Here is a 26,434-nt window from a genome sequence, read left to right as displayed (position 1 = left end):
ACGGGCGACGGCACAAACTCCACGTGCCATAATGGCAACACTCAAGACATTTCGCACGCGACATCGGCATGAGCACCAAGACATGCTGCCTATTTCTCCGGTTCGCGCTTGTCATCGTGGCCGCCAACCTCGTCACCTCGGTCTGGCTCTATCCAAGACGGAATGTCGCTCGAGGGAATCAGCCGTCGCGGCAAAAAGGGATTGAGCGTGCCTGCAAACACGATCAATCCCTCATTGAATTTCTCTCGCGCGAAAGCCCGCGCCTCGGCTTCGCTCTCGAATGTGCGTGTCTCCCGTGGACTTCGCCGCTTCGGCAAGGTCCCACGCTTGTGCACCTCGAATGTGACGTACCAGGTCTGCGGCATCCGCCAGCTTCCGGATCGCGATCAGGCAGACATCTGCCGGCGAACGATGATCGGTGAGAGCATGTTGACGTCCTAGTTGCGCCGCTCTTCACGGCGCTCCGTGCGCCCTGTACGCCTTTCCTGGCGGCGTTCAGTCCGGCCCCTGCGCCGTTCCTGACGCCGCTCGTGGCGGCCTCCGCGCCTCTCCTGGCGTCGCTCCATGCCGATCGTTTGCGCCGGCGCTTCTGTTCCTAACAGCACCGTGCCGGATGCCGCCAATCCGAGTACAGCGGCCCATCCGAGCAATGAAAGAGCGCCGCGACGATCGATTCGTTCAGACCTTGACGTTTCACTCATGTCAGTTACTCCCGTTCTTCAAGGACCTTTGATTGGGCAATGCCTCGACGTGCACGCGCTGCTAGTATCAATGGCCGGCGCCCCACTCCGAAGATGCGATCGAAGACGCTCACCAAACCTGGTTGCCAAACCAGCCGTACTGCGGCGGCCGCGCGACGAGCCGAATATTTTTTTCGATGTGCCTCCTCGCACTTTTGTTCTGACGCTGCGGCTTCACATCAGCCTTTGTCGACGGACGCGCTGGCGGTCGTTCGGCATCGAGCGGTCCTAGCTGAGCAAAGGCCTCGCGCACGCGCGTCTGTGGGAGGTCGGCGCCTGGCAGGGCACCAAGCTCGACCTTGGCGATGTCGGTTGCGACAATCCTGGGCAGGCTAGTGTCGAGAACGACCCGCTCGGGCAATTTCCAATCGGAATGGATGCGGATGGTGGCGGAGCGCGCAGCTCCACCGTGGATCGCAGGCCGATCCGGCACCAGGGCGTCCGCAACGAAGAGCATCGCGAGCAACGTACCGCCCACATAGAACAGATATCGCGAGATGGGCATTGTCGGCGCCATTGCCGCCGCAGATCTTCGTCTGGCAAGCAACGGGCCACGGCGGCAGGATTGGCGAAGTAATGCAACCCGCATGGGCATGGCTGCCTAAATCGAGCGGCCGTTGCTTCCGCCGCGGCGCCCCTGGTGAGCACTTGCTGCGGCATGAGCGGCGCTTCGTCGGTAGGCGCACGCACGCTGCAGCGAACTAATGTTCACCGTGTCCGAACGCGGCGTCGCTTGAGCCAGATCAACGAATTGAATTTTCGCAACACCGCCTCGCGCAATATCGCACGGCTCAGTCAGTGGCCGTGACATGCCCCTTGGTACAATGGCCGGAAGGGCAATTGCAGAGATGTGGCACGCAACGCAGAATTCTCACCGCGTACATCGAGCTTCTGGCAGGGAGGGCCGATGATGAGTCAATTCGAACTGAGTTCGCGCGCAGCACTTTGCCGGCAGCTTGCAAGCCAGGATCCGGCAAACCAAACGGTCTGGATGGCCGAGGCAAGAAGTTGGTCAACCTTGGCGGCCGAGAGGCTTCATGATGAGCACCGATTGAAGGGTGGCATCACCGCCAGACTGTTCTTCGCGTTCAGCAAATTGGTCGAGGCGCAACACGAGCCCACGAACGAAACAGCAGACATGATGAAGAGCAGGTCGAGAGGCGTCATGCCGTCTCGGAGCTTGTCGCCGACTGCATGACGCATTCCAGCGAGAAGCGTTCGCACGATTGCATACTAGGCTCCAAGTGAGAGAGGGCCGAGATCCCACGTGACAGCTCGCTTCTGATGTGTTCCCGCGCGCTGCACTTATCGGACGTCAGAGCGTCGTCATCCAGATTCACTTAACTTGATTCGAACTTGCCCTGGCAAAGTCGAAGACGAAGCGGATGCGATTTGTTTGAATCCCTTGATCTAAAGCAAGCTGCCGCCCTGGTGCTGCGTTGGTCTTGTGACGCTGGAGTTCATTTTTGGAGAAGGTCCATGAAATCAACGAGCGCAAGGAAGATTGCCGTTGCCGCCCTCGTATGCGGAACGACGTTCGCCATCGGCTGGAACGACCAAGACGGAATTTCGCTGGGGCTCGACAAGGCGCAAGCGGCGACGCGATTGTACGTCACTCCCTATAATCGCGGACACTACTACACTAACGAGAGTCTGCCCTGGTACGCCGTGCGAGCCTATTACTTCGGCGGGCCGTGGAGCTACGGCTATAGCGGCTGGACCGACTATGCGGCGCGCAACGGCATCGGGTGCGTCCCAGGTTCGTTGGTGAAGGGCGGCGATGGCATCATGTACGTGTGCCAATAGAGCTTGATGATGGCGCGATGGGCGGCGCTCATTAAGCCGCCTCTCGCGCTAATCTGCGCTCAGGGGATCGACGGCTGAGGGGAAGGATATCATGACCTATGTTCTGGTCGTCATCAGCTGGCTCGGCGTCGCGAATGGCGCCGTCATATCGACACAAGAGTTTTCAAGCGCAGAGCGTTGCGAAGCAGCCCGGACGGCACTGATGGAATACGCGAAAGCGCGCAGCAGCGACGAGACACTGAGGCCGCTCTGCATGCAGAAATAAAGGGTCGAAGAAGCTGTCGCCGCCCGCATTCTGCTGGAAGCGCTTTCGCGTGTTGCCCGCGCTTACCAGCTGCATCGTTTTCTTGCGATTCCTTGACCTTGATCAATGGTCCGAGCACCAGACCATGGAGCGATCCCAATTCACTCTCACAAGACGGAGACTATCATGAAGCGTGGTTTGGTCACAAAGCTATCACTCGCGGTTGCCGTGGTCGCCCTCGGAGTGTCCGGCTCGATCGACTGGTCGGTGGACGAAGGCCTTTCGCTCTCGCTCGGCCGGGCTGAAGCACGAGTCGGGCGGCCCTTGACACCCGTATCAGTCGCCGGCGTAGCACGGCGCACCACCAGGCGCGCGGTCGTCGGCGGCGCGGCCGTCGGTGCAGCCGCTGTCGGCACGGCATGTGTCCGCGTTCTGGTCAATGGCAGCTACGTCTGCCGCTGATAGCCCTCGTTGCCGGCTCCGAACATCGCATCCTGCCAGATATTTTTTTCGGCAGGATGTGCGGATCAGGTTTCGGAACGCGATTGGCGTTGCCACATGCGAGCGGCGATGTACCGACCAAATCCTCGTTGGGCCACTGTAGATTTTTCAGTCTCCCAGCGGCCCTTTGGCGTCCCCGTCGCTCCCCTTCAGCAACTCGTATTTGATCCGCCGCATGCGTGCCTGGGCTTCGAGCGGCTTGCAATAGGCAGTTGACGCTGCGAGTAGATCGATGGTGGCGAGAAATGCATAGCGCGACGCCGTCGGCTTGAGCGCGTCGGGCGCTTCCGGCACGTGCACACCAAGCGCAATATCGGCGATTGAAGCCAGCCTGCTTTGCGGCTTGGTAATTGCAACCACCAGGGCGCCGTATTGCTTGGCGATAGTTGCTGCCTCGATCACTTCGTTCGCTGCACCGGTGGTCGAGATGGCAACGACGACGTCATCCCGCCCGAAGGTCGCGGCGATCATGCGCATCAAGCTCGGATCGGAGGCATGCGAGACGGCGATCCCCAGACGAAAGAACCGGTTCTGAACTTCCGCCGCCGCAAGAGTGGAACCGCCCCCCACCCCGAACGCTGCAAGTTTCGAACAGCGCGAAATAGCTTCGGCAGCCCTCTCGATGTCCTCCTTGCGAAGTCCTTCCTCGGCAGCGGCAATTGCACGACGAATTTCCTGAAACACTGACCGCCAGAGCGCGGGGCGCGCCAGATCGGTCCCGACATGCAGGGGAGGCTCAACGTAAATCCGCCCAACCGCCATTGCTTGAGCCAGCCTCATCTTGAGGTCGCGGACGCCCCGGCAACCGACGGAGCGGCTGAACCGGGTTACCGTCGGCTCGCTCACGCGCGCCCGGCGGGCCAGCTCGGAATTGCTGGCGTGAACGGCAAACTCCATATCGGCCAGCAGCACCGTGGCAACGCGCTGCTCCGACGGGCTGAGGCTTGGAGCGCTCTGCCTGATAAGGGAGATGATGTCGCCGGCCACGACATTGTCGTCGCCCGACGGCTTCGAGATCGCGGCACCAACGGCTCTCGCCGGATGATTTCGCTTTGCACGCACCATTGCCTGCCCTTCCCCAGGTCAGATCCACCTGCGCTCTTGGCACGAAGCTGCCGTAAGAAACCTTCAGCATCGACCAAACGTATATCGGCATGCCCCATCAATAACAGCATTTTCCGCTTGATAATTGCCAAATTGTGTATGTAACTTTCGAACAACCAATAGCGTGCCATCAGCCAACAGCTGAAAGGCACATCCCCTGCACCGGGAAGCAGGCGGTCAACAAGGCGGGAGGGCGATCATGAGATACGGTCCAAGTGTCTTGATGCGTGGCGTCGTGGGGCTGGCCACCGCGTCATTCTTGCTTGCGCAGGCCAATGCCGCCACCCTGCTGCGCGAAGCCACCATCGGAGAACCGCCGCCGCTCGATGTCATGCTGACGACAGCCGACGTTGCGTCGGTCATCGGCCGCCACATCTTCGAGACCCTGTATGCGCTGGATTCGACCTATACGCCGCGTCCGATGCTGGCCGAGAGCGATCGCTCGGAAGACGGCGGTCGGACCATCGTCCTCAAGCTCCGCGAAGGTGTCATCTTCCACAACGGCAAGGAGATGACTGCCAAGGACGTGGCCGCCTCAATGACGCGATGGGGCAGTTTCGGTGCGCGCGGCAAGCTCCTGATGGCGGCGGCTACGTCGGTCGAGGCGACTGGAAAGTATGAAGTCACGCTGAAATTGTCCGCGCCGAACGGCGCCTGGAAGGCTCTCATTGCGGACGTCAATGGCGGTCTTGCGATCTATCCGGAAGACATAGCCGCTAAGGCGGGGAACCGGCCGATCGAGCAAAAGGACTATATCGGCACCGGGCCTTACAAGTTCGTGGAGTGGCGGCCGAACCGCTATGTCGAGGTGGAGAGGTTCGACGGCTACAAGCCGGTGAAGGAAAAGGCCGACGGCTTCGCCGGCGCCCGCGTTGCGAGCTTCGACAAGATCCGGTTCATTCCGGTGCCTGACGTCGGCACGCGCGTGAGCGGCGTGCAGGCGGGCGACTACGACTATGCGGAAATGATCTCCGGTGATCTATACGAGTCCCTGAGCAAAGATCCATCGGTTCAGGTGCAGCGTACCAACGCGCCGATTTTCGGCCTTTTCTTTATGAACTCGAAGCAGGGCATTCTGAAGGAGAATTACAAGCTCCGCCGCGCCATCCAGACCGCGCTGGACAAGTCGCAGGCACTGCGCGTCGCCTTCGGTCCCAAGGACCTGTGGAATGCTGAAGGATCGATCTTTCCCAACGGCACACCCTGGTACTCGAGCGAAGGCGTCTCCAATTACAGTGCGCACGACCCGAAGAAGGCCAAGGAGCTCGCAAAGGAGGCGGACTACACGGGGACGCCGATCCGCCTGCTGGTCTCGACGAACTACCAGGCACACTATGACGAAGCCTCGGTCTTCACCCGCCAGCTGGCCGATGCCGGGATCAATGTTCAGATGATGGTCGTCGATTGGGCGACCCTTCTGAAGATGCGGGGCCAGCCGGAACAGTGGGACATCTTTGTCACCCACCATTCCTTCGCGCCTGATCCGTTGCTGCTCACGTTCCTCAATGCGAGCTATCCCGGCTGGTGGGACAGCCCCGAGATCGGCTCGCTTAGGGCCGAGTTGATCAACACGACCGATCCAGCCGCGCGCAAGTCGACATGGGACAAGATCCAGTCGCTGATCTATGAGCAGGTACCGGTGATGAAAGTAGGCGATGCCTACACCTATGACATTGCTTCTCCCAAGCTCAAGGGGCTCAACCCAAACGGGCCCGTGTTCTGGAATGTGTCCACGAAGTAAGGACGGGCAATGAGGCCGCGAAGACTGTCGAGCGCCGGCGCCGGCGCGCATCGTTGCCGCTGACCAGGCGCCCACCACATGTGGTCTTACGCATTCAAGCGTGCAGGAACGACGGCGGTGACGCTGCTGGCAGCGTCCATCATCATCTTCGCGTTCATCCATATCGTGCCGGGTGACCCGATCTACGTTCTGCTCGGTGACACCGCGACCCCCGACCAGATCGACGCCTTGCGACACCAACTCGGTCTCGACCAACCGATCATCCTGCAATATCTCACTTGGGCCGGCCATGTGCTTGAGGGCGACCTCGGGCGGTCGATCTTCTTCCAGGCGCCCGTGCTGTCGGTGATAGCCGATGGCGCCGAGACCAGCACCTTGCTCGCCACCATGACGATGATCTGGGTTGCGGTCATCGGCGTGCCGATCGGAATGATTGCGGCGGTCCGGCACGGCACGTGGCTCGATCAGGGATTGTCCGGTGGGGCGATGCTGATGGCCTCGATACCCACGTTCTGGGTCGGACTCTATCTGATCCTGATCTTTGCCGCCTGGCTCGGCTGGTTTCCGAGTTCCGGTTATCCGTCGATCTTCGAAGGCGGTGTCGTCAATCTCCGCTATCTCGTCCTGCCCAGCCTGGCGCTTGCGGCTCCGAATGCCGCTTTGATCCTGCGGCTGACGCGCGCCAGCATGCTCGACGTTTCCCGCGAGGACTACGTGCGCACGGCGCGTGCAAAGGGAATCCGGCCGTGGCAGGTCGTGCGCCGCCACATCTGGCGTAATGCACTCCTGGCGGTCGTGTCCGCATTCGGCTTCACCTTCGCCGCGCTGCTGTCCGAAGCGGTGGTGACCGAAACCGTGTTTGCCCTGCCCGGCATCGGCCGCCTCGTCGTTCAGTCGATCCTTCGTCGAGACTACCCTGTGATCCAGGGAGTCATCCTGGTCATCGTGGTGGTTTATCTCCTGATCAATCTGATTGTCGATCTGAGCTATCGTCTGCTCGATCCGCGGGTTGAACTTCAATGAGCAGCAACAGCGTGACATTGTGGCTCAAGCCGTTCATCGCCCGCCCGATTGCGTTGGCCGGGCTCGGGGTTCTTCTGGCGACCGTGCTCGCCGCGATCTTCGCACCGTGGCTGTCGCCTTACGATCCGTATGCCATCGATCCCGTGATCCGCCTGACGCCCCCGAACGTGACCCACTGGTTCGGCACCGACCAATTCGGCCGGGATACCCTGTCGCGCACCATTCATTCAGCACGCATGGCACTTCTGATCGGCTCGGGCGTGGTCGTCTTCGCTCTCGCGACAGGCGTTCCGGCCGGCGTGCTTTCCGCTCTGTTCCCGCGGCTGGGTCACCTGCTGATGCGCATGGTCGACGTGCTGATGGCCTTCCCGACTCTGCTTCTGGCGCTCGGCCTGATTGTCATCTTGAGCCCGAGTGTGGCCACCGTCATTCTGGCCATCGGGATCGGCTACATGACGACGACGACCCGCATCGTCTATGGACTGACACTGCGCTTGCGCGCGGAAACCTACGTCGAGGCGTCTCGCAGCATGGGCGCCGGAGCGGCGTGGCTCATCAGTCGGCACATCTTGCCGAACCTGGTCTCACCACTTCTCGTGCAGGCCAGCTTCGTCTTCGCGTTCGCGCAGCTCGGCGCGGCTTCACTCGATTTCCTGGGCCTCGGCGCCCCGCCGGACATTCCGAGCTGGGGCAATATGCTCGCGGAATCGCGGACCTTCATCACGCGCGCTCCGTGGCTGCTCTTCTTCCCGGGTATGATGATCGTGGCGACGGCATTTTCTCTGAACCTGGTCGGCGATGCATTGCGGGATCGACTCGATCCGCGGTTCCGTCAAGTCTTTGGTGAGAAGGGTTAGGCCGTGCTGACAGTTTGCGACCTTACCGTGTCAGTGGGGCCGGAAACCGCGCCGATCGACATCGTCGCGGGCGTGTCCTTCGGGTTGGCCAAGGGCGAGATCCTAGGCCTCGTCGGCGAGTCCGGTTGCGGAAAGAGCATGACCTCGCTTGCGGTCATGGGATTGCTGCCGCAGCCCGGCCCCCGGGTCCGAGCGGGGCGGGTCCTGTTGGAGGGCTGCGACGTAACGCAGCTGCAGCCCTGGCAACGTGTCGAAGCGGGCCACGGCCGCATGGCAATGATCTTTCAGGAGCCGATGACCTCACTCAACCCGGTTCGTCGGATCGGCGATCAGATCGCGGAAGCCGTGCGCGTGCATGAGGGAATTCCGGGTGCAGCGGCACTGGTCCGTGCGCGCGAACTGCTCGAGCTGGTACGTATGCCCGACCCCAAAATGCAGCTGTCCGCGTATCCGCATCAATTGTCCGGAGGCCAACGCCAGCGGGTCATGATCGCGATTGCGCTTGCCTGCAGACCACAGGTGCTGGTCGCCGATGAACCGACCACCGCGCTGGATGTCACCATACAGGTTCAGATTCTCGGACTGTTGCGCGAGCTCTGCAACCGGCTGGATATGGCGATATTGTTCATCACCCACGACATGGGAGTCATTGCGCAGCTCGCCGATCGCGTAGCTGTCATGTACGCCGGCCGGATCGTGGAAACCGCGGCAGTCGATGCGCTGTTCGGCGAACCGCGTCACCATTACACCCGCGGACTGATGGATTGCATGCCGTCGCGAAATTCCGGCGCGCGCCGGCTGCCAACCATTTCTGGTCAGCCGCCGCTGCCAGGTACGGTCGCTGCTGGCTGCGTGTTTGCCTTGCGTTGCGCAGCGGTGCGCGATGAGTGCCGCGTGGCGACCCCGCCTCTCCTTGAGGCCGCCCAAGGGCACGAGGTGCTCTGCGCATTTCCGCTGGCCGGCGGGGAGCTGCCATGAGCGGCAATGCCATCCTCGACGTCCGGGACATGATGGTCTCGTTCAGTGCCAGGCGAGCCGGTCGGAAATACCGGGTGCAGGCGGTGGATGGTGTATCGCTGTCGCTAGCCGAAGGCGAGGTCCTCGGGATCGTCGGCGAGTCCGGCTGCGGCAAGACCACGCTGGGCCGCACCCTCGTCGGGCTGGTCCAGCCCGACAGCGGCAACATCAATTTGAAGGGAACCGAAGTGATCGGAGCCGGCGGCTCCGGCCTGCGCGAGATGCGTCTGAGCGTCCGGATGGTTTTCCAGGATCCCAATGCATCGCTCAACCCGCGGCGCGCAATTGGAGATTCGGTGGCAGAGGCGGCCGACATCAGCGGCTTCTTCAAGAGCCGCGGCGAGCGTAGCGTGGCCATAGCTGCCACCTTGACGGCCGTCGGGTTGAACCCGTCTTTCGCCGCTCGCTACCCTTACGAACTGAGTGGCGGGCAACGGCAACGGGTCGGAATCGCACGCGCCATTCTTCCCGCGCCCTCCATCATCGTCGCCGACGAGCCGGTCTCCGCCCTCGACGTTTCCGTGCAGGCCCAGGTGCTCAATCTGATGATGGATCTGCGTGACCAATTGAGACTGTCGATGCTCTTCATCTCGCACGACCTTGGCGTGATCGGACAGATCAGCAGCCGCGTTGCTGTCATGTATATGGGCCGGATCGTGGAGCAGGCCGGGACGCGGACGGTGCTGGATCATCCGCTCCATCCCTATACGCGCGCGTTGGTGGCAGCAATTCCGAAGCCGGATCCATCGAAGCGGATCCAGGGCGCGATCGAAATGGGTGAACCGCCAAGCCTCTTCACGCGGCCGCGCGGCTGTGCATATGCGCCCCGCTGTCCAATGGCCAGCGATCGCTGTCTCGTCGATGTGCCACGACTTCGATCTGCCGGCGCGGACGGTCGGACAATCGCCTGCCACAACGTTTAACCAGCGAGTGCTGCGCGCAGCGAAATGACGCAACGCGTACAATCGATTCATCCTCTATTCGAGCGATCCCATTCCGCAGCCGCAGTCAGCGGCAGTCGCGACAGCCATGCGGCAGGCGGGTGCAAATCGGGAAGCCTGATGCCTGTTGCACCGCGATGTTAATCGCGACGCAACATTCAAAATGAGACTGCCCGTTAAGCCGCGTACGGCTCCGGCACGTGCACTGTATCCGAGTTCGGTTAGCCTCCCTGTCAAGAACCGTTGGCCTTGCCCGAACGCCGCACCGCGCGGCGGACGCGCCAAGGCGCGGTGAAAAACAGTGATAAGAACGCCCAGGGAGGAGAGCAATGTTGAAAGGCAGTCTAGGACTGATCGCGTTGAGCAGCCTGTTACTTTCGGGCACCGCCTTCGCACAGGAGAAGATCAAGGTCGGCGTCACCGCGACGCTCGAAGGTACGTACACCGTGCTCGGCGAGGACGGTATCCGCGGCTTCCAGACGGCCCTCAACGTCCTCGGCAAGAAGGTCGGCGACAAGGAACTCGAATTTGTCATCGCCTCGACCGACGCGACGCCGGACTCCGCCGTGCGAGCCGTGCGCAAGCTGATCGAGCAGGACAAGGTACAGATCCTGCTGTCGCCGCTCTCTGGCGACGAAGGCATCGCGGTCAAGAATTTTGCAAAGACCCATCCTGAACTGACCTTCATCAATGCCGCCTCCGGGGCCCAGGAAACGACCTATGTCGATCCGGCTCCGAACTTTTTCCGCTACAACATGGACGGCGCGCAATGGCAGGTGGGCCTCGGCAAATACGCTTATGACCAAAAGAAGTATCGCAAGATCGCGACCGTCGGCGAAGACTACTCCTTCATCTATACGCAAGTGTTCGGCCTCGTGCTCGAGTTCTGCGGTGCTGGCGGACAGGTCACCAACCGGCAATGGGTGCCGCTCGGCACCAAGGACTTTGCCTCGGTTATCGCCGCACTGCCCGACGACGTCGATGCAATCTATCTCGGCCTCGGCGGCGCCGACGCCGTCAACTTCCTGAACCAATACCAGCAGGCCGGCGGCAAGGCGCATCTGATGGGCGGCTCGATCATGATCGACCAGACCATCCTGTCGTCCAAGGGAAACGCCAAGAATGCCCTGATTGGCACGCTGGCCGCGAGCGGCCAGGCCGACACCTGGGAGAACCCGAGTTGGCAGAAGTTCGTGAAGGACTATCAGGACGCCTTCCCGCCCAACAAGCGCTTCCCGAGCCCATCACTGCTCGCCACCAACTATTATGGCTCGACAATGGCGCTGATCCTGGCGCTGCGTCAGGTCAACGGAGATCTCTCCAACAATCAAGCCAAGTATAAGGAGGCCCTTGCCAAGATCGAACTCGACGCACCCAACGGCAAGATCAAGTTGGACTCCAACCGCCAGGCAATCGGCACCAACTTCGTCACCGAGGTCGTCGACGACGGCAAGGGCGCGCTGTTCTCAAAGGTCGTGAACGTGATCCCGAACGTCAACCAAACGCTGGGCTACGATCCTGCGGTGTTCGCCAAGATCGGTTTGCCGAGCCGCACAGTACCGGAATGTAAGAAATACTGACCTATTCTCATTCGCGAGCGATGACCGGCCGGGGAGAGATTTGCCAGAAGCGCGACACGTGCGCCCTTGCATTCTCTCCCCGGTTGTTGAACGCTACCAAAAATACCAAGAGCTTTTGGGAGGAGAGGCATGAGCCGGGCGCTCGCCGTCTTCCACGGCCGCTTTGGTCGGGCGACGGTCTATCAGTTGAATCGCCCTTTCAACATCCACGCACATCGCGAAGGTCATTTGATCTTCCATGTCGGCGGGCGTTCCGCATGCATTGATGTCAGCGACGGACGCTACCATCTCACCGAAGGTTCCGTCGTCGCGGTCAATCCGTGGGAGCCGCACAATTTCCTGCCGTCCGATCTCGAAGGCGGCGCCGTTTTCTTCGTGCTCTACGTCAATGCGGAGTGGTTCGCGCCCGATGCGCCCGGCGCCGACCGCCTGCGCTTCGGCCGCACCCAGTTCACACGGTCGGTTGCACTGGACAAGCATATCAGGCACGCAGCCGCCCTCGTGTGCGGCGCACCCTCCCTCAACAGCCTCGATGGCGAGCTGAGAAGCCTGATCGACATCTGTTACGACGAAAGCTGGCAACAGGCCGCGACCGCGCGCGATCCGCGCGCAAATGGCTCGGTCACGGATTTTCGCGTGCGCAAATGCATCAAGATGATGTCGGAGAGTCCTGGCGCCGAGATCGAGCTCGATACCATCGCGCGCGAATCCGGCCTGTCCCGGCCGCATTTCTACCGGCTCTTCCGCACCCAGACCGGCGTCACGCCACACCTCTATCTGAACACGCTGATGATGGAGCAGGCGCTGGAGGCGCTGGTGGCGAGCGAAGCGCCGATCGCCGATATCGGGTTCGATCTCGGCTTCTCGTCGCAGAGCGGATTCACCCGCTTCTTCGCCGCCAATGTCGGCATGGCGCCGACCGATTATCGCCGCGCGGCCAAGGTTTTGCGCGCCTGACCCCACGCGAAAAGATACTCACGATCAAACGCCTCCCTTACAGCCGCATTAGGATGCGCCAAACGCGGTCCCGAAAAGAGGATCGCGCGCGATAGGGAGCGCACGTGCATGGCAGGGCTTGCGGCCGGCAACGGTCTGCGTGCCCCTCCGCCCCGCTTGTGGGGTGAGAGATGGGGTGACGTGAAGACGGAGCGGCGATCATGACCCGCTTTGTCGAACGCCATCCCGCCTGGGCACTGATCGTCATCATCGTGGTTGCGGTGGCGCTTTGGCTGATTCTCGCAGTGTGGCCGCAGAGCGTCGAAGATGCGTTCGGCCGCAAGCGGGTCTTCCTCAACGCGCTCTTCAACGGCATCACGCTCGGCGGCCTCTATTTCCTCGTCGCCAGCGGTTTCACGCTGATCTTCGGCCTGATGCGCAACGTCAACCTCGCGCACGGCTCGCTCTATCTGTTCGGCGGCTATGTCGGCTACGCCATCAGCGTCGCGACCGGTTCATGGGTCCTCAGCTTCATCCTCGCTTTCATCCTGACGGCGCTGGTCGGCGTCCTGCTCCAGGTCCTCGTCTTCCGCCGCATGGAAGGCCAGGACCTGCGCCAGACCATGGTGACGATCGGACTCTCGATCGTATTCGCCGATTTGATGCTGTGGGCTTGTGGCGGCGATTTCTATCAGATCCAGACTCCGAACTGGCTGATCGGACCTGTGGAGCTGCCGCTGGTCACCGCGGTCAAGTCCTCAGGCGAGCCGGTCTATCTCCGCTATCCCATGGTCCGGCTCGTGATCTTCGCCGCCTCCGTCGTGATCGGCGTGGCGATGTGGCTGGCGCTCAACCGCACGCGCATCGGCATGATCATCCGCGCCGGGGTCGACGATCGCGACATCCTGGCGGCGACCGGAGTGCGGATCCAACTCGTTTTCGTGGTGGTGTTTGCGCTCGGCGCCGGCCTCGCCGGCGTCGCCGGCGTCGTCGGCGGAACCTTCCAGTCGCTCTCGCCCGGCGAGGACATCCGCTTCCTGCTCGCCTCCCTCGTCGTCGTGATCGTCGGCGGAATGGGCTCGATCCCGGGTGCTGCGCTGGGCGCGCTCATCATCGGCCTCGCCGAGCAGCTCGGCTCGGTCTACATCCCGACCTACGCCATCGTCGTGACCTTCCTGATCATGGTTCTGGTGCTGGCCATTCGGCCGCAGGGCCTGTTGGCGAGGCGCTGACATGTCCCTCGCTCACGACGCCCGCGTCCCGGTTCGTCCCACCGCTGCTGTGCAGCGCTCCAGATTGCGCGGATGGCCGGAAATCGACAATCCGGCGGCCTGGACCGTCGCGGCCATTCTCCTGATCATGCCGCTGATCGCCAACGGCTTCTTCCTGATCGAGATCTTCGCGACAACGCTGATCCTCGGAACCATGGCGCTGAGTCTGATGTTTCTTGCCGGCTATGGCGGCATGGTCAGCCTGATGCAGCTCACCATCGCGGGTTTCTCCGCCTATATGGTCGCCGTGTTTGGCGTCAGCGGCAACGCCAATATCAGCCTGGGCTGGCCGTGGTGGCTTGCGGTCCCGATGGCGCTCGCGCTCGCGACCATCTTCGGCACGCTCGGCGGCGCGCTGGCGGTGCGCACCGAGGGCATCTACACCATCATGATCACGCTCGCGATCGGCGCGGCGTTCTATTATTTCACCAACCAGAACTGGGCGATCTTCAACGGCCATACCGGGATCAATACCGTTGCCACGCCCCATTTCTGGGGCGTCAACTGGCGCGCCGACATACCCTTCTATTATATCGTCCTCGCGGTAGCCGCGCTGTGTTACTTCGCCGTCGACTACATCTCCCGCGCGCCGTTCGGCCTCGCGTTGCAAGGCGTACGTGACAATCCCCGCCGCATGGCGGCACTCGGCTTCAACGTCAATGCGCATCGCGTCGCGGCCTACGCCTTCGCGTCCTTCGTCGCGGCGCTGGCAGGGGTACTCCAGGTCTGGAATTACCGGCAGATTTCGCCGGGATCCGTGAGCGTTGGGGCCTGCATCGATATCCTCATCATTGCAGTCGTTGGCGGCATCACGCGCCCCATCGGACCCTTTATCGGCGCGCTGATCTTCGTACTGCTGCGCACCTTCGCACTCGACTTCCTGGTCAAGCTGGGGCTCGACGGCAACCGCTTTCGGCTCCTGATCGGCCTCGGCTTCCTCGCCATCGTGTTCTGGTCCTCGGACGGGGTCATCGGGCTCTGGCAGAGCTGGCGCCGCCGCCAACGCTCCGGCGCGGCAAGTTCAAGTGGACGACACGGCCGAGAACCTGACCGAGACTCTGGCCAAGGATCCACCCAAGGATCCCGCCATGGATAGCGTCGCGCAACGCCTCTCTGTCGTGGGCGCCGGCGCGGCGCTGGAGCTGCGCGGCGTGACGCGTCTGTTCGGCGCACTCGCGGCACTCACCGACATCACCATTACCGTCCGCCCCGGCGAACGGCGCGCCGTGCTTGGCTCCAACGGCGCCGGCAAGACCACGCTGTTCAACTGCATCACCGGCGACTTCCCACCCTCTTCCGGCACCATCCGCTTCTTCGGCGAGGACGTCACGCACTTCCCGCCCTATGAGCGCATCCGCCGTGGCCTGCGGCGGACTTACCAGATCTCGGCGCTGTTTCCCGGCCTCACCGTCCAAGACAATGTCTACCTCGCCTGCCGTGGCGTCTCACGCGGGCGCTTCTCGTTTCTCCGCCCCGGTCAGAACGATGCGTTGATGCACGCGGCCGAAAATCTCGTGCAGGCCGTCCATCTCTCCGGCGTGAAGGATCAACGCGTTGCCGAGCTCGCGCATGGCCAGCAGCGCCAGCTCGAGATCGCACTTGCGCTTGCCGGCGCGCCGCGATTCGTCCTGTTCGATGAACCGGCCGCGGGACTGTCGCCGACCGAGCGTGCCGAGCTGATCGAGATATTGACCTCCCTGCCCGCGCATATCGGCTACATCATCATTGAGCACGACATGGACGTCGCCCTGCGCGTCGTCGAGAGCGTCACGATGATGCATAACGGGCGGATCTTCAAGGAAGGCCGTCCGCAGGAGATCGAGTCCGATCCCGAAGTGCAGGAGCTTTACCTCGGAGGCGGCCATGAATGAGGTCCGCCGTACCGCCGCCGCCCTCGAAGTGCGCGGCCTGGACGTCTATTACGGCCATTCGCATGCGCTGCAGGGCGTGGACCTGACGCTCGAGGCCGGCGTGTTCTCCGTCGTCGGTCGCAACGGCATGGGCAAGACCACGCTGTGCAAGGCCATCATGGGGCTGGTGCCGGTCAGCGGCGGCTCGATTCGCATCCGCGGCGATGACATCACCCGGCAGCCGCCCGCCCACATAGCCCGTCTCGGCGTCGGCTACGTTCCGCAGGGCCGGCGGTTGTGGCGTTCACTCAGTGTCGACGAGCATCTGCAGCTTGCCGCCGGCTTGCGCCGCGGCGCCTGGACGGTCGAGCGCATCTACAAGACGTTTCCGCGATTGGCCGAACGTAAGGATCACGGCGGCGGCCAGCTCTCCGGCGGCGAGCAACAGATGCTTGCGATCTCCCGCGCGTTGCTCACCAACCCGCGGCTCCTGATCATGGACGAGCCCACCGAGGGGCTCGCGCCGGTCATTGTGGCCCAGGTGGAGGAGATGCTGCTACGGCTTGGCGAGGACGGCGAGATGTCCGTGCTCGTGATCGAGCAGAATATCGGCGTGGCGACGGCCGTGTCGCGTAACGTCGCGATCATGGTCAACGGCCGCGTCAACCGCATCATCGATTCGGTGCGGCTTGCCGCCGATCGCGAACTGCAGCAACGCCTGCTTGGTGTCGGAATGCACGCCGGACTCGAGCTCGACCTCGACGTGCCGCCGGCGGATACGGAACCAAAGCGTTCTCCGCAGCAGACGCGTCCAGGCGGCGCGATCCGCATCTACATGTCAAACCCGACGTCGCCGACACGGTGGTCGCAGCCTGTGCCGATCGCCCGCATCGAGGCCGCCGCCCGCACGTTCTCGACACAAGTGATGCGTCTCGACGAGACGGCACGACGCCGGCGCGAACCGGTCGCGGCACAAACGCAGGGCTCTCCGGTCGTGCTCATCGTCGGTACGCTCGACACTAAGGGCACCGAGCTCCGCTTCATCCGCGACATCATCGCCGGGACCGGCCTGCGAACCCGATTGGTCGATGTCTCCACCAGCGGCAGGCACGCGGCCAGCGACGTCTCCGCCCAGGAGATCGCCTTGAACCATGCTCGCGGCGGATCGGCGGTATTCGGACCCGACCGCGGTGCCGCCGTCACCGCGATGGCCGAGGCCTTCGCCAGCTGGCTGCGGCGCCAGAACAATGTTGCTGGCGTGATTTCGGCAGGCGGCTCGGGTGCAGCGTCACTGGTCGCGCCGGGCATGCGGACGCTTCCTGTCGGGATACCGAAGCTCATCGTCTCGTCCGTCGCCTCTGGCGACGTCGGACCCTATGTCGGCCCCGCGGACATCACCATGATGCATTCGGTCGCCGACGTGCAGGGCCTCAATTCAATCTCGCGCGCCGTGCTGGCCAATGGCGCCAACGCGCTGGCCGGCATGGTCAAGGCGCGCCTGGATCAGCATGCCCGGAAGGATCGCGACGACAGCGGATTGCCGTCGGTCGGCATCTCCATGTTCGGTGTCACCACGCCGGCGGTGCAGAAGATCGCGGCCGATTTGCGCGAGGATTTCGAGTCCCTCGTCTTCCATGCCACCGGCGTCGGCGGACGCTCAATGGAGAAGCTCGTCGATTCCGGGCAACTCGCAGGCGTCATCGACCTCACGACCACGGAGGTCGGGGACCTCCTGATGGGTGGCGTGTTCCCGGCCACCGACGACCGCTTTGGTGCCATCATCCGCAGCCGGGTGCCTTATGTCGGCTCGGTGGGCGCGCTGGACATGGTGAATTTCGGCGCCCCCGAGACCATCCCGGAGCGCTACCGCGGCAGGAAATTCCACGTCCACAACCCGCAGGTCACCTTGATGCGGACCACGGCGGAGGAGAACGAGCGCATGGGATCCTGGATCGCGGATCGGCTCAACCGGATGGACGGCCCGGTGCGCTTCTTCCTGCCTGAGGGCGGCGTCTCCGCGCTCGACGCGCGAGGACAGCCATTCTGGGATCCGGACGCCGATGCGGCGCTGTTCCGCACGCTGGAGCGCAACGTGCGGCAGACCGCCAACCGTCAGCTTATCCGCGTTCCCAAGAACATCAATGACCCCGAGTTCGCCTCCACCATTGTCAGCGCGTTCCGAACATTGTTCGGCCGCACTGGGGCGCGCCGGAGACTAGCGAGGTGACCGATGGCCCGGTTTGAACGCGCTGCACTGTTGAAGCGCTTCCGCGACATGGCAAGGCGCGGCGAGCCCATCGTCGGCGGCGGCGCCGGCACTGGCCTTTCGGCCAAATGCGAGGAGGCCGGCGGTGTCGACCTCATCGTCATCTACAATTCCGGCCGCTACCGAATGGCCGGCCGAGGCTCGCTCGCGGGATTGATGGCTTACGGCGACGCCAACGCCATCGTGCTGGAGATGGCCGGCGAAGTGCTGCCCGTCGTGACCAGAACGCCAGTGCTCGCCGGCGTCAATGGCACGGATCCGTTCCGCGACATGGATCTTTTCCTGGACCAATTGAAAGCGCTCGGCTTCGCCGGTGTGCAGAACTTTCCGACTGTCGGCCTTATCGACGGCGTGTTCCGCGCCAATCTCGAAGAGACCGGCATGTCTTATGCGCTCGAGATCGACATGATCGCAAAGGCGCGCGAGAAAGACCTGCTGACGACGCCCTACGTCTTTAGCGAGAAGGAAGCCGCCGCGATGGCGATCGCGGGCGCGGATATCATCGTCTGTCATCTGGGCCTGACGACCGGGGGTACCATCGGCGCGCAGACCGCACTCAAGCTGACGGATTGCCCAGCGCACATCGACACCTGGGCCTCCGCCGCGCTCGGCGTCAATCCGGACATTCTGGTGCTCGCTCACGGCGGACCAATCTCCGATCCGGACGATGCCGATTTCATCATGAGGAATACACGCAACTGCCACGGCTTCTACGGCGCCTCCTCGATGGAACGGCTGCCGGTCGAGCGGGCGTTGACGGATCAGGTTCGCAAATTCAAGGCGATCGGCGCGCGATAACGCCGAAAGGTCGAGGGAGAGAAACATGTCAGGGACTCTGGTCGGTGAATTGATCCTCTGGCTGATCGTCGCGATCGTGGTGATCGTGGTCGGCGTCTACATCGTGAACTGGCTCTATCACCGCTCGTCCAAGGAGACCTCATTCGTCCGGACCGGCCTGCTCGGCGAGCGCGTTGTGATCAACGGCGGCGCCTTTGTGCTGCCGTTCATCCACGACTACACGCCGGTCAACATGAACGTGCAGCCGATGGGCATCGTGCGCTCCCGCCAAGACGCCGTGATCACCCGAGACCGCATGCGCGTCGACATCGAGGCCGATTTCTATGTCCGAGTGCAGGCGACCCGCGAAGCCGTGTCTATCGCGGCCGCCACGCTCGGCCGCCGCACCATGGAGCCCGAACAGCTCCACGCCCTCCTGGCCGGCAAATTCATCTCGGCCATCCGTTCCGTCGCCTCGGAAATGACCCTTGAGCAGATGCACGAGCAGCGCGGCGAGTACGTCGCCCGCCTCAAGGCAAACGCGGCAGAGGCCCTCGCCCAGAACGGACTCGAGCTGGAGTCAGTCGCGATCACCGATCTGGACCAAACCGATCTCGAATTCTTCAACCCCTCGAACCGTTTCGACGCCGAAGGTCTGACGCGCCTGATGGAGGACATCGAGGCCAAGCGCAAACTGCGCAACGACATCGAGCAGGATTCGATGATCAAGATCCGCTCTCGCAACCTTGAGGCCGAGCGGCAGGCGCTCGAGATCGAGCGCGAAAGCGAGACGGCGCGCCTCGAACAGGAGCGTGACATCGAGATGCGCCGCGCCCTGCAACGCACCGAGGTCGCACGTGAGCGAGCCCTGCGCGAGACCGAAGCCGAGCAGGCGCAGATTTCCGCCCGTGAAACCATCGAGAAGGCGCGAATCGCCAACGACCAGGCGATTGCCGAAGCCCGTATCGCCTCGGAGCGGGAGACTCGCCAGCGGGAGATCGAGCGCACCCGCACCATCGAGGAGAAGGAACTGCTCGCACGGGAAGAAATCGAGAAGGCCCGGATCGCCAACCAGCGCTCGATCGATACCAGCCGCATCGCTTCCGAGCGCGAGGTGCGCCAGCGCGAAATCGAGCGGATGCAGACCGTCGAGGAAGCCGAGATCACCGCCCGCGAGGCGATCGAGAAAGCGCGTATCCAGCAGGACCGCGTCGTGACCGACGCCCGCATCGCCAACGAAGAGGAGACCCGGCGCCGCGAGATCGACCGGACCCGCGCTGTGGACGAAGCCGAGATCGCTGCCCGCGAGACGACCGAAAAGGCCCGCATTGCCCAGACCATGATCGTCAATGTCGAGCGCATCGCATCCGATGAGCGCACCCGCGCGCTGGAGATCCAGCAGGTGCGTAACATCCAGGAAGCCGAGATTGAGGCGCAGCGCGCGGTCGAGGCGGCGCGCATCGACCGCGAGCACAGGCTCGCCGTCGAGCGCATCGCGGTCGAGCAGAATACCCGGCAATTGGAGATCGAACGCAATCAGACGCTGGAAGTCGCAGAGGTCACGGCACGCGAAGCCACGGAAGCTGCCCGCATCACTCAGCAAGAACGCGTTCGGTCGCTGGAAATCGCCCGCAACCGCGCCGTCGAGGAAGCCGACATTGCCTCACGCGAAGCCATCGAAGCCGCCCGGATCGCGCAGGAGAAGTCCGTTGCAGCCGAGCGTATCCAGGCCGAGCGTGACACACGCGCGCTCGAGATCGAACGCACAGCCGTGCTCGAGGCAGCCGAGTTGAAGCGGCGCGACGCCATCGAGCGCCAGCGCATCGGCGTCGATCTCGCGCTCGAAGCCGAGCGAATCACGTCCTCCAAGAAGCGCGAAGTCCTCAACATCGAGCACAAGAAGGCGATCGAGATTGCGGATGAGGACCGCGTCATTGCGCTCTCGACCAAGAAGTCCGAGCGCATCGACGCGGACCGCCAGGTCAGGCAGGCCGAGATTGTCGCGCGCAAGGAGGTCGAGACCACGGACGTCTCGCGCGAGCAAGCTCTGGAGGCGGCGCGGATCGAACGCCGACGTTCGATTGAACAACTCGAAGTCGCCCGCGTCCAGTCGCTCCAGGAAGCCGAGATTGCCGCGCGCGAAGAGGTCGACCGCGCCCGCATTGCCTCCGATCGCGGCCTCGACGAGGCCCGCATCGGCCGCGAGCGCGAGCTGCGCAAGCTTGAAATCAATCGCGAGAAGGAGGTCGAGACCGTTCTGATGGAGAAGGCGATTGCCATCCACCTGAAGTCGCTGGAGGAATCCGCGGCCAAGGCCTCGGCCGAGGAAGCGCGGGTGCATGCCACTGAAGCCGCCGAGCGCGTCATCACCGCGCGCGAGAGCGAGATCGCGAAGCGCCGCAAGACCGTGGAGATCCTGATCGCCGAGAAGCAGGCCGAGGAGACGCGAATTGCCGCGGAAGCCGAACGAATCCGCGCTGCAGTCGAGGCCGAGGCGCAGCGTATGCTCAACGAGGCCGAGAACGTGCTGACCGACCAGGCGCGCTACTCGCTGTTCCGTAGAAAGCTGCTCGACCGCATCGAGGGCATCGTCCGTGAGAGCGTCAAGCCGATGGAGAAGATCGAGGGCATCCGCATCCTCCAGGTCGACGGCCTCAACGGCAACGGCCATGGCGGCAACGGCGGCCGCAGCGCCACCGACGAGGTGATCGACTCGGCGCTGCGCTACCGCGTCCAGGCGCCGCTGATCGACTCGCTTCTGGCGGACATCGGCGTCGAAGGCGGCAGCCTCGCCAAGATGCCAGGCCTGATCCGGGAAGCTCGCGACATGCAGGGCATCAAGGACTCCGCACGCAAGGGCGGCGGCGGTGGCGAGAAGCCAGCCGCTGCGCCGTCGCCTTCGGCCGACGGCGAGCCGCCGGTTGAGCGCAGCCCCCGGAAGAAGAGCTGAGGTCGCACCATGGCCCGCGTCTACGTCTCAACCGTCGTCAACGCGCGCAATGATCGCGTCTGGGCGCGGGTGCGCGACTTCAACGGTCTGCCGAACTGGCATCCCGCGATTGCGGAAAGCCGCATCGAGGGCGGTGAGCCCTCCGACAAGATCGGCTGCGTCAGGGATTTTCGCCTGCGCAACGGCGATCGCATCCGGGAAAAGCTGCTCGGCCTGTCCGATTACGACATGTTCTGCACCTACTCGATCCTCGAGTCCCCGATGGGGGTCGAGGACTACGTCGCGACGCTTCGGCTGACGCCGGTCACGGATGGCGACCAGACCTTCATGGAATGGACCGCCGAGTTCGACTGCGCACCCGAGCGGGAGGCGGAGCTCGTCGCGAATATCGGCGGCGGCGTGTTCCAGGGCGGCTTCGATGCCCTCAAACGCCAGTTCGGAGGCTGAGCGCCGTGCCGCATATCATCAAGAGCACGATCCTGGATTCGCCGACCGGCTCCGTGTGGGCGGTGCTGCGCGATTTCAACGGGCACGATCGCTGGCATCCGGCGGTTGCGACCTCCACGATCGAGCGGGCGCAGGCTTCTGACAAGATCGGCTGTGTCAGGCGCTTCAAGCTGCAGGACGGCTCGGAGCTGCGCGAGCAATTGCTGACGCTGTCGGATCTGGAGCAGACCTTCAGCTATTGCCTGCTCGATACGCCGGTTCCGATGTTCAACTACGTAGCTCACGTCCGCCTGCTGCCCGTGACGGACGGCGACCGCACCTTCTGGCACTGGGAATCCCGCTTCTCGACACGGCCGGAGGACAAGGATCGGATCACCCACATGGTCGCGGAAGATATCTACCAGGCGGGATTCGACGCGATCCGCCGGCACTTCAAGGAGACTGTGTCAACATGACTGTGACGGTGAAGACCTTCACGAGTTCGAGCGAGGCCGCCGCCGCGCTGTCGTCCGATCGCAACGCACGTTATCTCGGCGGCGGCACGCTGGTGATGCGCGCACTGAACGAAGGTGACATCTCGATCTCGACCGTCGTGCGCGCCAATGACCATGCCTTGACGCGCATCGACCCCTCAGGCCCGCGGATCACACTGGGTGCTGGCGTAACTTTCGCCCGGATTCTGGCCGAGCGCGACCTCGCTTTCCTGCACGCTCCGGCCCGCTCGATCGGCGGCCCAGCGGTGCGCAACATGGGTACGGTGGGCGGCAATCTGTTCGCGCCCAGTCCCTATGGCGATTTCATCGTCGCCCTGCTTGCGCTCGATGCCACCGTGGCTCTGCAAGGCGGCTTTGGATCTCGCGACATTCCAATCGAGGAGTTCTTGCAGTCACGCGAAAGGCAGGCGGGCGCGCTCGTGCTGTCGGTGTCGTGCACGCGACCGACCAGCCCGGAGGCTTTCCGCTACCGCAAGATCGCACGGATCAAGCCCAAAGGAGGCTCGGTTATCACGCTCGCCGCACATCTGCCCATCAGCGGCGGACGGATCGCCGGGGCACGAATTGCATTGGGATCGATGGCGCCGACGCAAATACGTGCGCGGGCGGCCGAACGCGCTCTCGAAGGCCGCCCGCTCGATGCCGCAACCGTTGCGGCCGCAGCCTCTGCAGCCGTGGAAGGAACATCGCCATCCGACAACGCGCTCGGCAGCGCCTGGTACCGCCGCGAGATCGTCGGCGTCCATCTGCGTCGTCTTCTCTTGGGTCAGGAATAGATCGTATGGCCAAGACTGCCCTGCAATTTCGTCACAACGGCAGCGATGTCGCCATTTTCGTCGATGGCGGCACCAACCTGCTCGTCGCGCTTCGCGAATTGATCGGCGACATGACGCCGAAATTCGGTTGCGGCCAAGGCGGCTGCGGTACCTGCAGCGTCCTGATCGACGGCGAGCTCCATCTCTCCTGTCTGACGCTGGCCGAGACCGTCGCCGGCCGCTCCGTCGAGACGCTGGATAGCCTGAAGCAGGGACCCAACCTCCACCCGCTGCAGCGCGCCTTCGCCGAGAATTTTGCCGCCCAATGCGGCTATTGCACGCCGGGCATGCTGATGGCTGCCAAGGCACTGCTCGATCGCAATCCCTCCCCGAGCCACGCCGAGATCGTCGAGGCGATCTCCGGCAACATCTGCCGCTGCACCGGCTACGAGCCGATCATCAACGCCATCCTCGCCGCTGCCGGCGGCCGGGTGAGCGCCTGAAGGACCACATCATGCTGGAACTGCGCAAAGATATTTTCGCCGACGAGCGCGACGACAATCTCAACGAGATCGGCAAGGGCACGCAGCGCCAGGACATGCTTGGCCATGTCACGGGCACATCGAGCTATTTCAACGACCACAAGCTCCAGGGGATGCTGCACCTGAAAGTCGTTCGCTCGACCCATTCGCATGCGAGGATCCGGCGGATCGACACCACGGACGCCGAGCGCTCAGCCGGCGTGCGCCGGATCATCCGCGGCTCCGATGTGCCCCGCAATCTTAACACCCTCTTGAGCCTGATCAATTTCGGCAAGGACGACGAACCGTCGCTGGCCGTCGACAAGGTTCGCTACAAGGGTGAGCCGATCCTGGCCATCGTCGCCGACAGCGAGCGCGAGGCCTTTGAAGCTATCTCGAAAGTCCGCATCGACTACGAGCCGTTGCCGACCGTGTTCGACGTTGAAGATGCGCTGAAGGCCGGCGCGCCCGTCGTCAACGATACCTATCCGAAGAATGCCTTCATTTATCACGACACATACGACCACCAAAAGCTCCGCTTCGGCGATGCCGATGCCGCACTCGCGACCGCCGATCACGTGCTTGAACAGCGCTACCAGATGTCGCCTATCGAGCACGCGCCGACTGAAACCAACGGGTCGATCGCGGCGCCCGACACCAACGGGCGATATGTCGTCTATACGTCGACGCAGGCGCTGTTCTTCTCGGTCGACACCTGCGCCAAGATCCTCGATGTCCCCTCCAACACCTTCCATTTCATTGGCGGTACCGTCGGCGGCGGCTTTGGCGGCAAGGTGGACACGCTGACCGAACCGTTATGCATCCTGGGTGCGATGCTGACGGGACGTCCAGTGCGTTACGTATTCGGACGCGAAGAGGAGATGCAATATGGTCCGCCGCGCGGCGCCGAGCGCATCTACATCAAGGACGGCGTGATGCGCGACGGCCGGGTCGTTGCGCGGAAGATCCGCGCATATTTCGACAGCGGCGCATATACGCGGCTCTCGAGCTATGCCGCGGTGAAATGCGCAGCCCATCTGCCAGGGCCCTACACCATCCCGAACGTCTATGGCGATGTCTACTGCGTCTTCACCAACCGTACGCCGGCAACCGCGATGCGCGGCTTCGGCGTCACCGCGATGGATTTTGCGATCGAGTGCCAGATGGACAAGCTCGCGAACCTCGTCGGCATGGATCCGATGGAGTTCCGCATCCTCAATGCCTATCGCGACGGCGACATGAAGGCGCATCGGCGCGAGGCCAAGAACACGGCACTGATCGAGTGCGTCCAGGTCGCCGCCGAGAAAGCCAAATGGCCGATCCGCGACGAGTTCAAGCGCGCCTCCTCCCGCAAGGACGGAGGCGGCAGCCGCGCCGCCATCCCGCGCACGCCTGCCGACACCCACGCACGGACGACCGCGCCGGCGCAGCAGCGCACGAGCTATGATCGCCTGCCAACGGCCGCGTCGCGCGAACCGCCGCGCGAGCCCCCACCGCCCGCGCCCTCCCCGCCGCCGTCACCGCGACCAGCATCGCCCTCGCATGGGGCGGGTCGATTTTCATCCGTGTTCGGCACCAGGAGGCGTTGAGATGACTCGACATCGCGGACGCGGCATCGCGTCGGTCAACTATCCCATCGGTATGAATCTCGGCGGCGATCCCAGTCAGGCCCTGGTCCATTCCAACCCAAGCGGAAAGTTCACCGTGGCGCTATCCTCGATTGACCTTGGCCAGGGCATGAAGTCGGTGACGCGGCAGATCTGCGCTGAGACGCTCGGCGTACCGGTCGAGGATGTTTATGTCGACACGGCCGATTCCGACACCGGCCCGCATTGCATGGGCTCGTTCGCTTCGCGCGGCACCCATCGCGTCGGCAATGCCGTGATGGCGGCGGCGCGCGAGGCGCGCGGCGTGATGATGGAGGCCGCCGCCGAGGAACTCGAGGTCAATGCGGCCGATCTCGAAACCGACGGACGGGGCAACATCCACGTCAAGGGTGCGCCGCACCGCTCGATCTCCACCAAGGACGTCGCCATCGCGGCGCAGTTCAAACAGGGCAAGACCATCTCGGGCCGTGGCATCTTCCTGGTGCCGCTCTCAAACGTCGATCCGGAAACCGGCGAGATGTCGCCGGCGACCTGCTATGCCCATGCCTGTCTCGTCGCCGAGGTCGAGGTCGACGACGAGACCGGCGAGGTCACGATGATCCGCATGGACTCTGCCTATGAGCTCGGCCGTGCGCTCAACCCGCGCCTGGTCGAGCAACAGCTCGTCGGCGGCGCCTGGATGGGCGTCAGTCACGCGCTCTACGAGACGCCTGAACCCTATTATCCCGACCCTGTCCACGGCCCTCGCGACTTCGTCGAATATGTCATGCCCGGTCCTGGCGACATCTGCCCCCACGACATCGCCGTGTTGGAACGTCCCGCGCCCGATGGCCCCTTCGGCGCCAAGGGCCCCGGGGAAATGTGCGCGAATCCGGTATTGCCGGCGGTTGCGAATGCCATCTTCAACGCCGTCGGCGTCCGCATCGACGATCTGCCGATTACGCCGGAGAAGGTGCTGCGCGCGATCAAGGCCGAGGGCGGCGCGCGCCCTCAGGCGCGGCGCTGA

26 protein-coding genes are annotated in these 26,434 nt (G+C 63.4%); 23 read left to right on the top strand and 3 right to left on the bottom strand.

The window, feature by feature from the left end; genetic code table 11:
* Positions 1-89 precede the first annotated feature (89 nt).
* Entirely contained in the window at positions 90-365 is a 276-nt protein-coding gene (locus BRA1417_RS42870; RefSeq protein ID WP_035968645.1) for a hypothetical protein, read from the bottom strand.
* Between the two features lie 445 nt (positions 366-810).
* Positions 811-1,257, bottom strand: coding sequence for a hypothetical protein (locus BRA1417_RS0119200; RefSeq protein ID WP_051448354.1), 447 nt, complete (start codon positions 1,255-1,257; stop codon positions 811-813).
* A gap of 390 nt (positions 1,258-1,647) precedes the next feature.
* On the opposite strand from BRA1417_RS0119200, the gene BRA1417_RS0119195 reads away from it, so the two are divergent.
* The 4 genes from BRA1417_RS0119195 to BRA1417_RS0119180 all read left to right on the top strand — a co-directional run bounded on the left by BRA1417_RS0119195 (position 1,648) and on the right by BRA1417_RS0119180 (position 3,252).
* Positions 1,648-1,938: a hypothetical protein gene (locus BRA1417_RS0119195; protein WP_245286247.1), complete on the top strand. Its 291-nt coding sequence runs from the start codon at positions 1,648-1,650 to the stop codon at positions 1,936-1,938.
* 281 nt (positions 1,939-2,219) lie between these two features.
* Entirely contained in the window at positions 2,220-2,546 is a 327-nt protein-coding gene (locus tag BRA1417_RS0119190) for a hypothetical protein (RefSeq protein ID WP_027517183.1), read from the top strand.
* A gap of 91 nt (positions 2,547-2,637) precedes the next feature.
* The gene (locus tag BRA1417_RS44845) at positions 2,638-2,811 is read left to right on the top strand and encodes a hypothetical protein (RefSeq protein WP_198034843.1); all 174 of its coding nucleotides are present in this window, start codon (positions 2,638-2,640) and stop codon (positions 2,809-2,811) included.
* 165 nt (positions 2,812-2,976) lie between these two features.
* Positions 2,977-3,252 carry a hypothetical protein gene (locus BRA1417_RS0119180; protein WP_027517182.1) on the top strand — a complete coding sequence of 92 codons (276 nt, stop codon included), beginning with the start codon at positions 2,977-2,979 and terminating at the stop codon, positions 3,250-3,252.
* Between the two features lie 147 nt (positions 3,253-3,399).
* On the opposite strand, the gene BRA1417_RS0119175 is transcribed toward BRA1417_RS0119180, so the two are convergent.
* Positions 3,400-4,356 (bottom strand): MurR/RpiR family transcriptional regulator, encoded by a 957-nt coding sequence (locus BRA1417_RS0119175; protein WP_027517181.1) that lies wholly within the window; start codon positions 4,354-4,356, stop codon positions 3,400-3,402.
* Between the two features lie 238 nt (positions 4,357-4,594).
* Here BRA1417_RS0119175 and BRA1417_RS0119170 point away from each other — a divergent pair, with 238 nt between their 5' ends.
* The 19 genes from BRA1417_RS0119170 (at position 4,595) to BRA1417_RS0119080 (ending at position 26,434) form a co-directional block, all read left to right on the top strand.
* Positions 4,595-6,136, top strand: coding sequence for an ABC transporter substrate-binding protein (locus BRA1417_RS0119170; RefSeq protein WP_027517180.1), 1,542 nt, complete (start codon positions 4,595-4,597; stop codon positions 6,134-6,136).
* Between the two features lie 78 nt (positions 6,137-6,214).
* On the top strand, positions 6,215-7,159 hold the full coding sequence (locus tag BRA1417_RS0119165) for an ABC transporter permease (RefSeq protein WP_007608695.1): 945 nt from the start codon (positions 6,215-6,217) through the stop codon (positions 7,157-7,159).
* Positions 7,156-8,016, top strand: coding sequence for an ABC transporter permease (locus tag BRA1417_RS0119160; RefSeq protein WP_027517179.1), 861 nt, complete (start codon positions 7,156-7,158; stop codon positions 8,014-8,016). The genes BRA1417_RS0119165 and BRA1417_RS0119160 overlap by 4 nt, the downstream gene beginning before the upstream one ends.
* Positions 8,017-8,019: 3 nt before the next feature.
* On the top strand, positions 8,020-8,994 hold the full coding sequence (locus BRA1417_RS0119155) for an ABC transporter ATP-binding protein (RefSeq protein WP_027517178.1): 975 nt from the start codon (positions 8,020-8,022) through the stop codon (positions 8,992-8,994).
* Positions 8,991-9,956: an ABC transporter ATP-binding protein gene (locus BRA1417_RS0119150; RefSeq protein ID WP_027517177.1), complete on the top strand. Its 966-nt coding sequence runs from the start codon at positions 8,991-8,993 to the stop codon at positions 9,954-9,956. The genes BRA1417_RS0119155 and BRA1417_RS0119150 overlap by 4 nt, the downstream gene beginning before the upstream one ends.
* A gap of 347 nt (positions 9,957-10,303) precedes the next feature.
* Positions 10,304-11,554: an ABC transporter substrate-binding protein gene (locus tag BRA1417_RS0119145; protein ID WP_007593010.1), complete on the top strand. Its 1,251-nt coding sequence runs from the start codon at positions 10,304-10,306 to the stop codon at positions 11,552-11,554.
* Between the two features lie 129 nt (positions 11,555-11,683).
* Positions 11,684-12,511 carry an AraC family transcriptional regulator gene (locus BRA1417_RS0119140; RefSeq protein WP_027517176.1) on the top strand — a complete coding sequence of 276 codons (828 nt, stop codon included), beginning with the start codon at positions 11,684-11,686 and terminating at the stop codon, positions 12,509-12,511.
* 200 nt (positions 12,512-12,711) lie between these two features.
* Complete coding sequence (locus BRA1417_RS0119135; protein WP_027517175.1) at positions 12,712-13,722, top strand: branched-chain amino acid ABC transporter permease; 1,011 nt, start codon at positions 12,712-12,714, stop codon at positions 13,720-13,722.
* Position 13,723: 1 nt separating this feature from the next.
* A complete protein-coding gene (locus BRA1417_RS0119130) occupies positions 13,724-14,857 on the top strand; it encodes a branched-chain amino acid ABC transporter permease (RefSeq protein WP_027517174.1) in 1,134 nt (377 codons plus the stop codon).
* The gene (locus BRA1417_RS0119125; RefSeq protein ID WP_007593014.1) at positions 14,850-15,632 is read left to right on the top strand and encodes an ABC transporter ATP-binding protein; all 783 of its coding nucleotides are present in this window, start codon (positions 14,850-14,852) and stop codon (positions 15,630-15,632) included. The genes BRA1417_RS0119130 and BRA1417_RS0119125 overlap by 8 nt, the downstream gene beginning before the upstream one ends.
* A complete protein-coding gene (locus BRA1417_RS0119120) occupies positions 15,625-17,838 on the top strand; it encodes an ABC transporter permease (protein ID WP_027517173.1) in 2,214 nt (737 codons plus the stop codon). The genes BRA1417_RS0119125 and BRA1417_RS0119120 overlap by 8 nt, the downstream gene beginning before the upstream one ends.
* A 3-nt stretch (positions 17,839-17,841) precedes the next feature.
* The gene (locus tag BRA1417_RS0119115; protein ID WP_027517172.1) at positions 17,842-18,675 is read left to right on the top strand and encodes a phosphoenolpyruvate hydrolase family protein; all 834 of its coding nucleotides are present in this window, start codon (positions 17,842-17,844) and stop codon (positions 18,673-18,675) included.
* Between the two features lie 25 nt (positions 18,676-18,700).
* A complete protein-coding gene (locus BRA1417_RS0119110) occupies positions 18,701-21,604 on the top strand; it encodes a flotillin family protein (protein ID WP_027517171.1) in 2,904 nt (967 codons plus the stop codon).
* 9 nt (positions 21,605-21,613) lie between these two features.
* Positions 21,614-22,051: an SRPBCC family protein gene (locus BRA1417_RS0119105; RefSeq protein ID WP_007593021.1), complete on the top strand. Its 438-nt coding sequence runs from the start codon at positions 21,614-21,616 to the stop codon at positions 22,049-22,051.
* A gap of 5 nt (positions 22,052-22,056) precedes the next feature.
* Positions 22,057-22,506 (top strand): SRPBCC family protein, encoded by a 450-nt coding sequence (locus BRA1417_RS0119100; protein ID WP_027517170.1) that lies wholly within the window; start codon positions 22,057-22,059, stop codon positions 22,504-22,506.
* Positions 22,503-23,321, top strand: coding sequence for a xanthine dehydrogenase family protein subunit M (locus BRA1417_RS0119095; RefSeq protein WP_027517169.1), 819 nt, complete (start codon positions 22,503-22,505; stop codon positions 23,319-23,321). Before BRA1417_RS0119100 ends, BRA1417_RS0119095 begins: the two co-directional genes overlap by 4 nt.
* A 5-nt stretch (positions 23,322-23,326) precedes the next feature.
* On the top strand, positions 23,327-23,803 hold the full coding sequence (locus BRA1417_RS0119090; protein ID WP_027517168.1) for a (2Fe-2S)-binding protein: 477 nt from the start codon (positions 23,327-23,329) through the stop codon (positions 23,801-23,803).
* A gap of 11 nt (positions 23,804-23,814) precedes the next feature.
* Positions 23,815-25,410: a xanthine dehydrogenase family protein molybdopterin-binding subunit gene (locus tag BRA1417_RS0119085; protein ID WP_027517167.1), complete on the top strand. Its 1,596-nt coding sequence runs from the start codon at positions 23,815-23,817 to the stop codon at positions 25,408-25,410.
* Between the two features lies 1 nt (position 25,411).
* On the top strand, positions 25,412-26,434 hold the full coding sequence (locus BRA1417_RS0119080) for a xanthine dehydrogenase family protein molybdopterin-binding subunit (protein WP_007593027.1): 1,023 nt from the start codon (positions 25,412-25,414) through the stop codon (positions 26,432-26,434).

Source organism: Bradyrhizobium sp. WSM1417 (assembly GCF_000515415.1).
In the GTDB taxonomy this organism is placed as follows: Bacteria; Pseudomonadota; Alphaproteobacteria; order Rhizobiales; family Xanthobacteraceae; genus Bradyrhizobium.
Note: the sequence above shows the minus strand (reverse complement) of the source record. Positions and strands in the feature narration are given on the sequence as shown.

Coding starts and splice junctions, on each gene's coding strand:
- BRA1417_RS42870 (WP_035968645.1), bottom strand. CDS start 365: ATGCCGCAGACCTGGTACGTCACATTCGAGGTGCACAAGCGTGGGACC.
- BRA1417_RS0119200 (WP_051448354.1), bottom strand. CDS start 1,257: ATGGCGCCGACAATGCCCATCTCGCGATATCTGTTCTATGTGGGCGGT.
- BRA1417_RS0119195 (WP_245286247.1), top strand. CDS start 1,648: ATGATGAGTCAATTCGAACTGAGTTCGCGCGCAGCACTTTGCCGGCAG.
- BRA1417_RS0119190 (WP_027517183.1), top strand. CDS start 2,220: ATGAAATCAACGAGCGCAAGGAAGATTGCCGTTGCCGCCCTCGTATGC.
- BRA1417_RS44845 (WP_198034843.1), top strand. CDS start 2,638: ATGACCTATGTTCTGGTCGTCATCAGCTGGCTCGGCGTCGCGAATGGC.
- BRA1417_RS0119180 (WP_027517182.1), top strand. CDS start 2,977: ATGAAGCGTGGTTTGGTCACAAAGCTATCACTCGCGGTTGCCGTGGTC.
- BRA1417_RS0119175 (WP_027517181.1), bottom strand. CDS start 4,356: ATGGTGCGTGCAAAGCGAAATCATCCGGCGAGAGCCGTTGGTGCCGCG.
- BRA1417_RS0119170 (WP_027517180.1), top strand. CDS start 4,595: ATGAGATACGGTCCAAGTGTCTTGATGCGTGGCGTCGTGGGGCTGGCC.
- BRA1417_RS0119165 (WP_007608695.1), top strand. CDS start 6,215: ATGTGGTCTTACGCATTCAAGCGTGCAGGAACGACGGCGGTGACGCTG.
- BRA1417_RS0119160 (WP_027517179.1), top strand. CDS start 7,156: ATGAGCAGCAACAGCGTGACATTGTGGCTCAAGCCGTTCATCGCCCGC.
- BRA1417_RS0119150 (WP_027517177.1), top strand. CDS start 8,991: ATGAGCGGCAATGCCATCCTCGACGTCCGGGACATGATGGTCTCGTTC.
- BRA1417_RS0119145 (WP_007593010.1), top strand. CDS start 10,304: ATGTTGAAAGGCAGTCTAGGACTGATCGCGTTGAGCAGCCTGTTACTT.
- BRA1417_RS0119140 (WP_027517176.1), top strand. CDS start 11,684: ATGAGCCGGGCGCTCGCCGTCTTCCACGGCCGCTTTGGTCGGGCGACG.
- BRA1417_RS0119135 (WP_027517175.1), top strand. CDS start 12,712: ATGACCCGCTTTGTCGAACGCCATCCCGCCTGGGCACTGATCGTCATC.
- BRA1417_RS0119130 (WP_027517174.1), top strand. CDS start 13,724: ATGTCCCTCGCTCACGACGCCCGCGTCCCGGTTCGTCCCACCGCTGCT.
- BRA1417_RS0119125 (WP_007593014.1), top strand. CDS start 14,850: ATGGATAGCGTCGCGCAACGCCTCTCTGTCGTGGGCGCCGGCGCGGCG.
- BRA1417_RS0119120 (WP_027517173.1), top strand. CDS start 15,625: ATGAATGAGGTCCGCCGTACCGCCGCCGCCCTCGAAGTGCGCGGCCTG.
- BRA1417_RS0119115 (WP_027517172.1), top strand. CDS start 17,842: ATGGCCCGGTTTGAACGCGCTGCACTGTTGAAGCGCTTCCGCGACATG.
- BRA1417_RS0119110 (WP_027517171.1), top strand. CDS start 18,701: ATGTCAGGGACTCTGGTCGGTGAATTGATCCTCTGGCTGATCGTCGCG.
- BRA1417_RS0119105 (WP_007593021.1), top strand. CDS start 21,614: ATGGCCCGCGTCTACGTCTCAACCGTCGTCAACGCGCGCAATGATCGC.
- BRA1417_RS0119095 (WP_027517169.1), top strand. CDS start 22,503: ATGACTGTGACGGTGAAGACCTTCACGAGTTCGAGCGAGGCCGCCGCC.
- BRA1417_RS0119090 (WP_027517168.1), top strand. CDS start 23,327: ATGGCCAAGACTGCCCTGCAATTTCGTCACAACGGCAGCGATGTCGCC.
- BRA1417_RS0119085 (WP_027517167.1), top strand. CDS start 23,815: ATGCTGGAACTGCGCAAAGATATTTTCGCCGACGAGCGCGACGACAAT.
- BRA1417_RS0119080 (WP_007593027.1), top strand. CDS start 25,412: ATGACTCGACATCGCGGACGCGGCATCGCGTCGGTCAACTATCCCATC.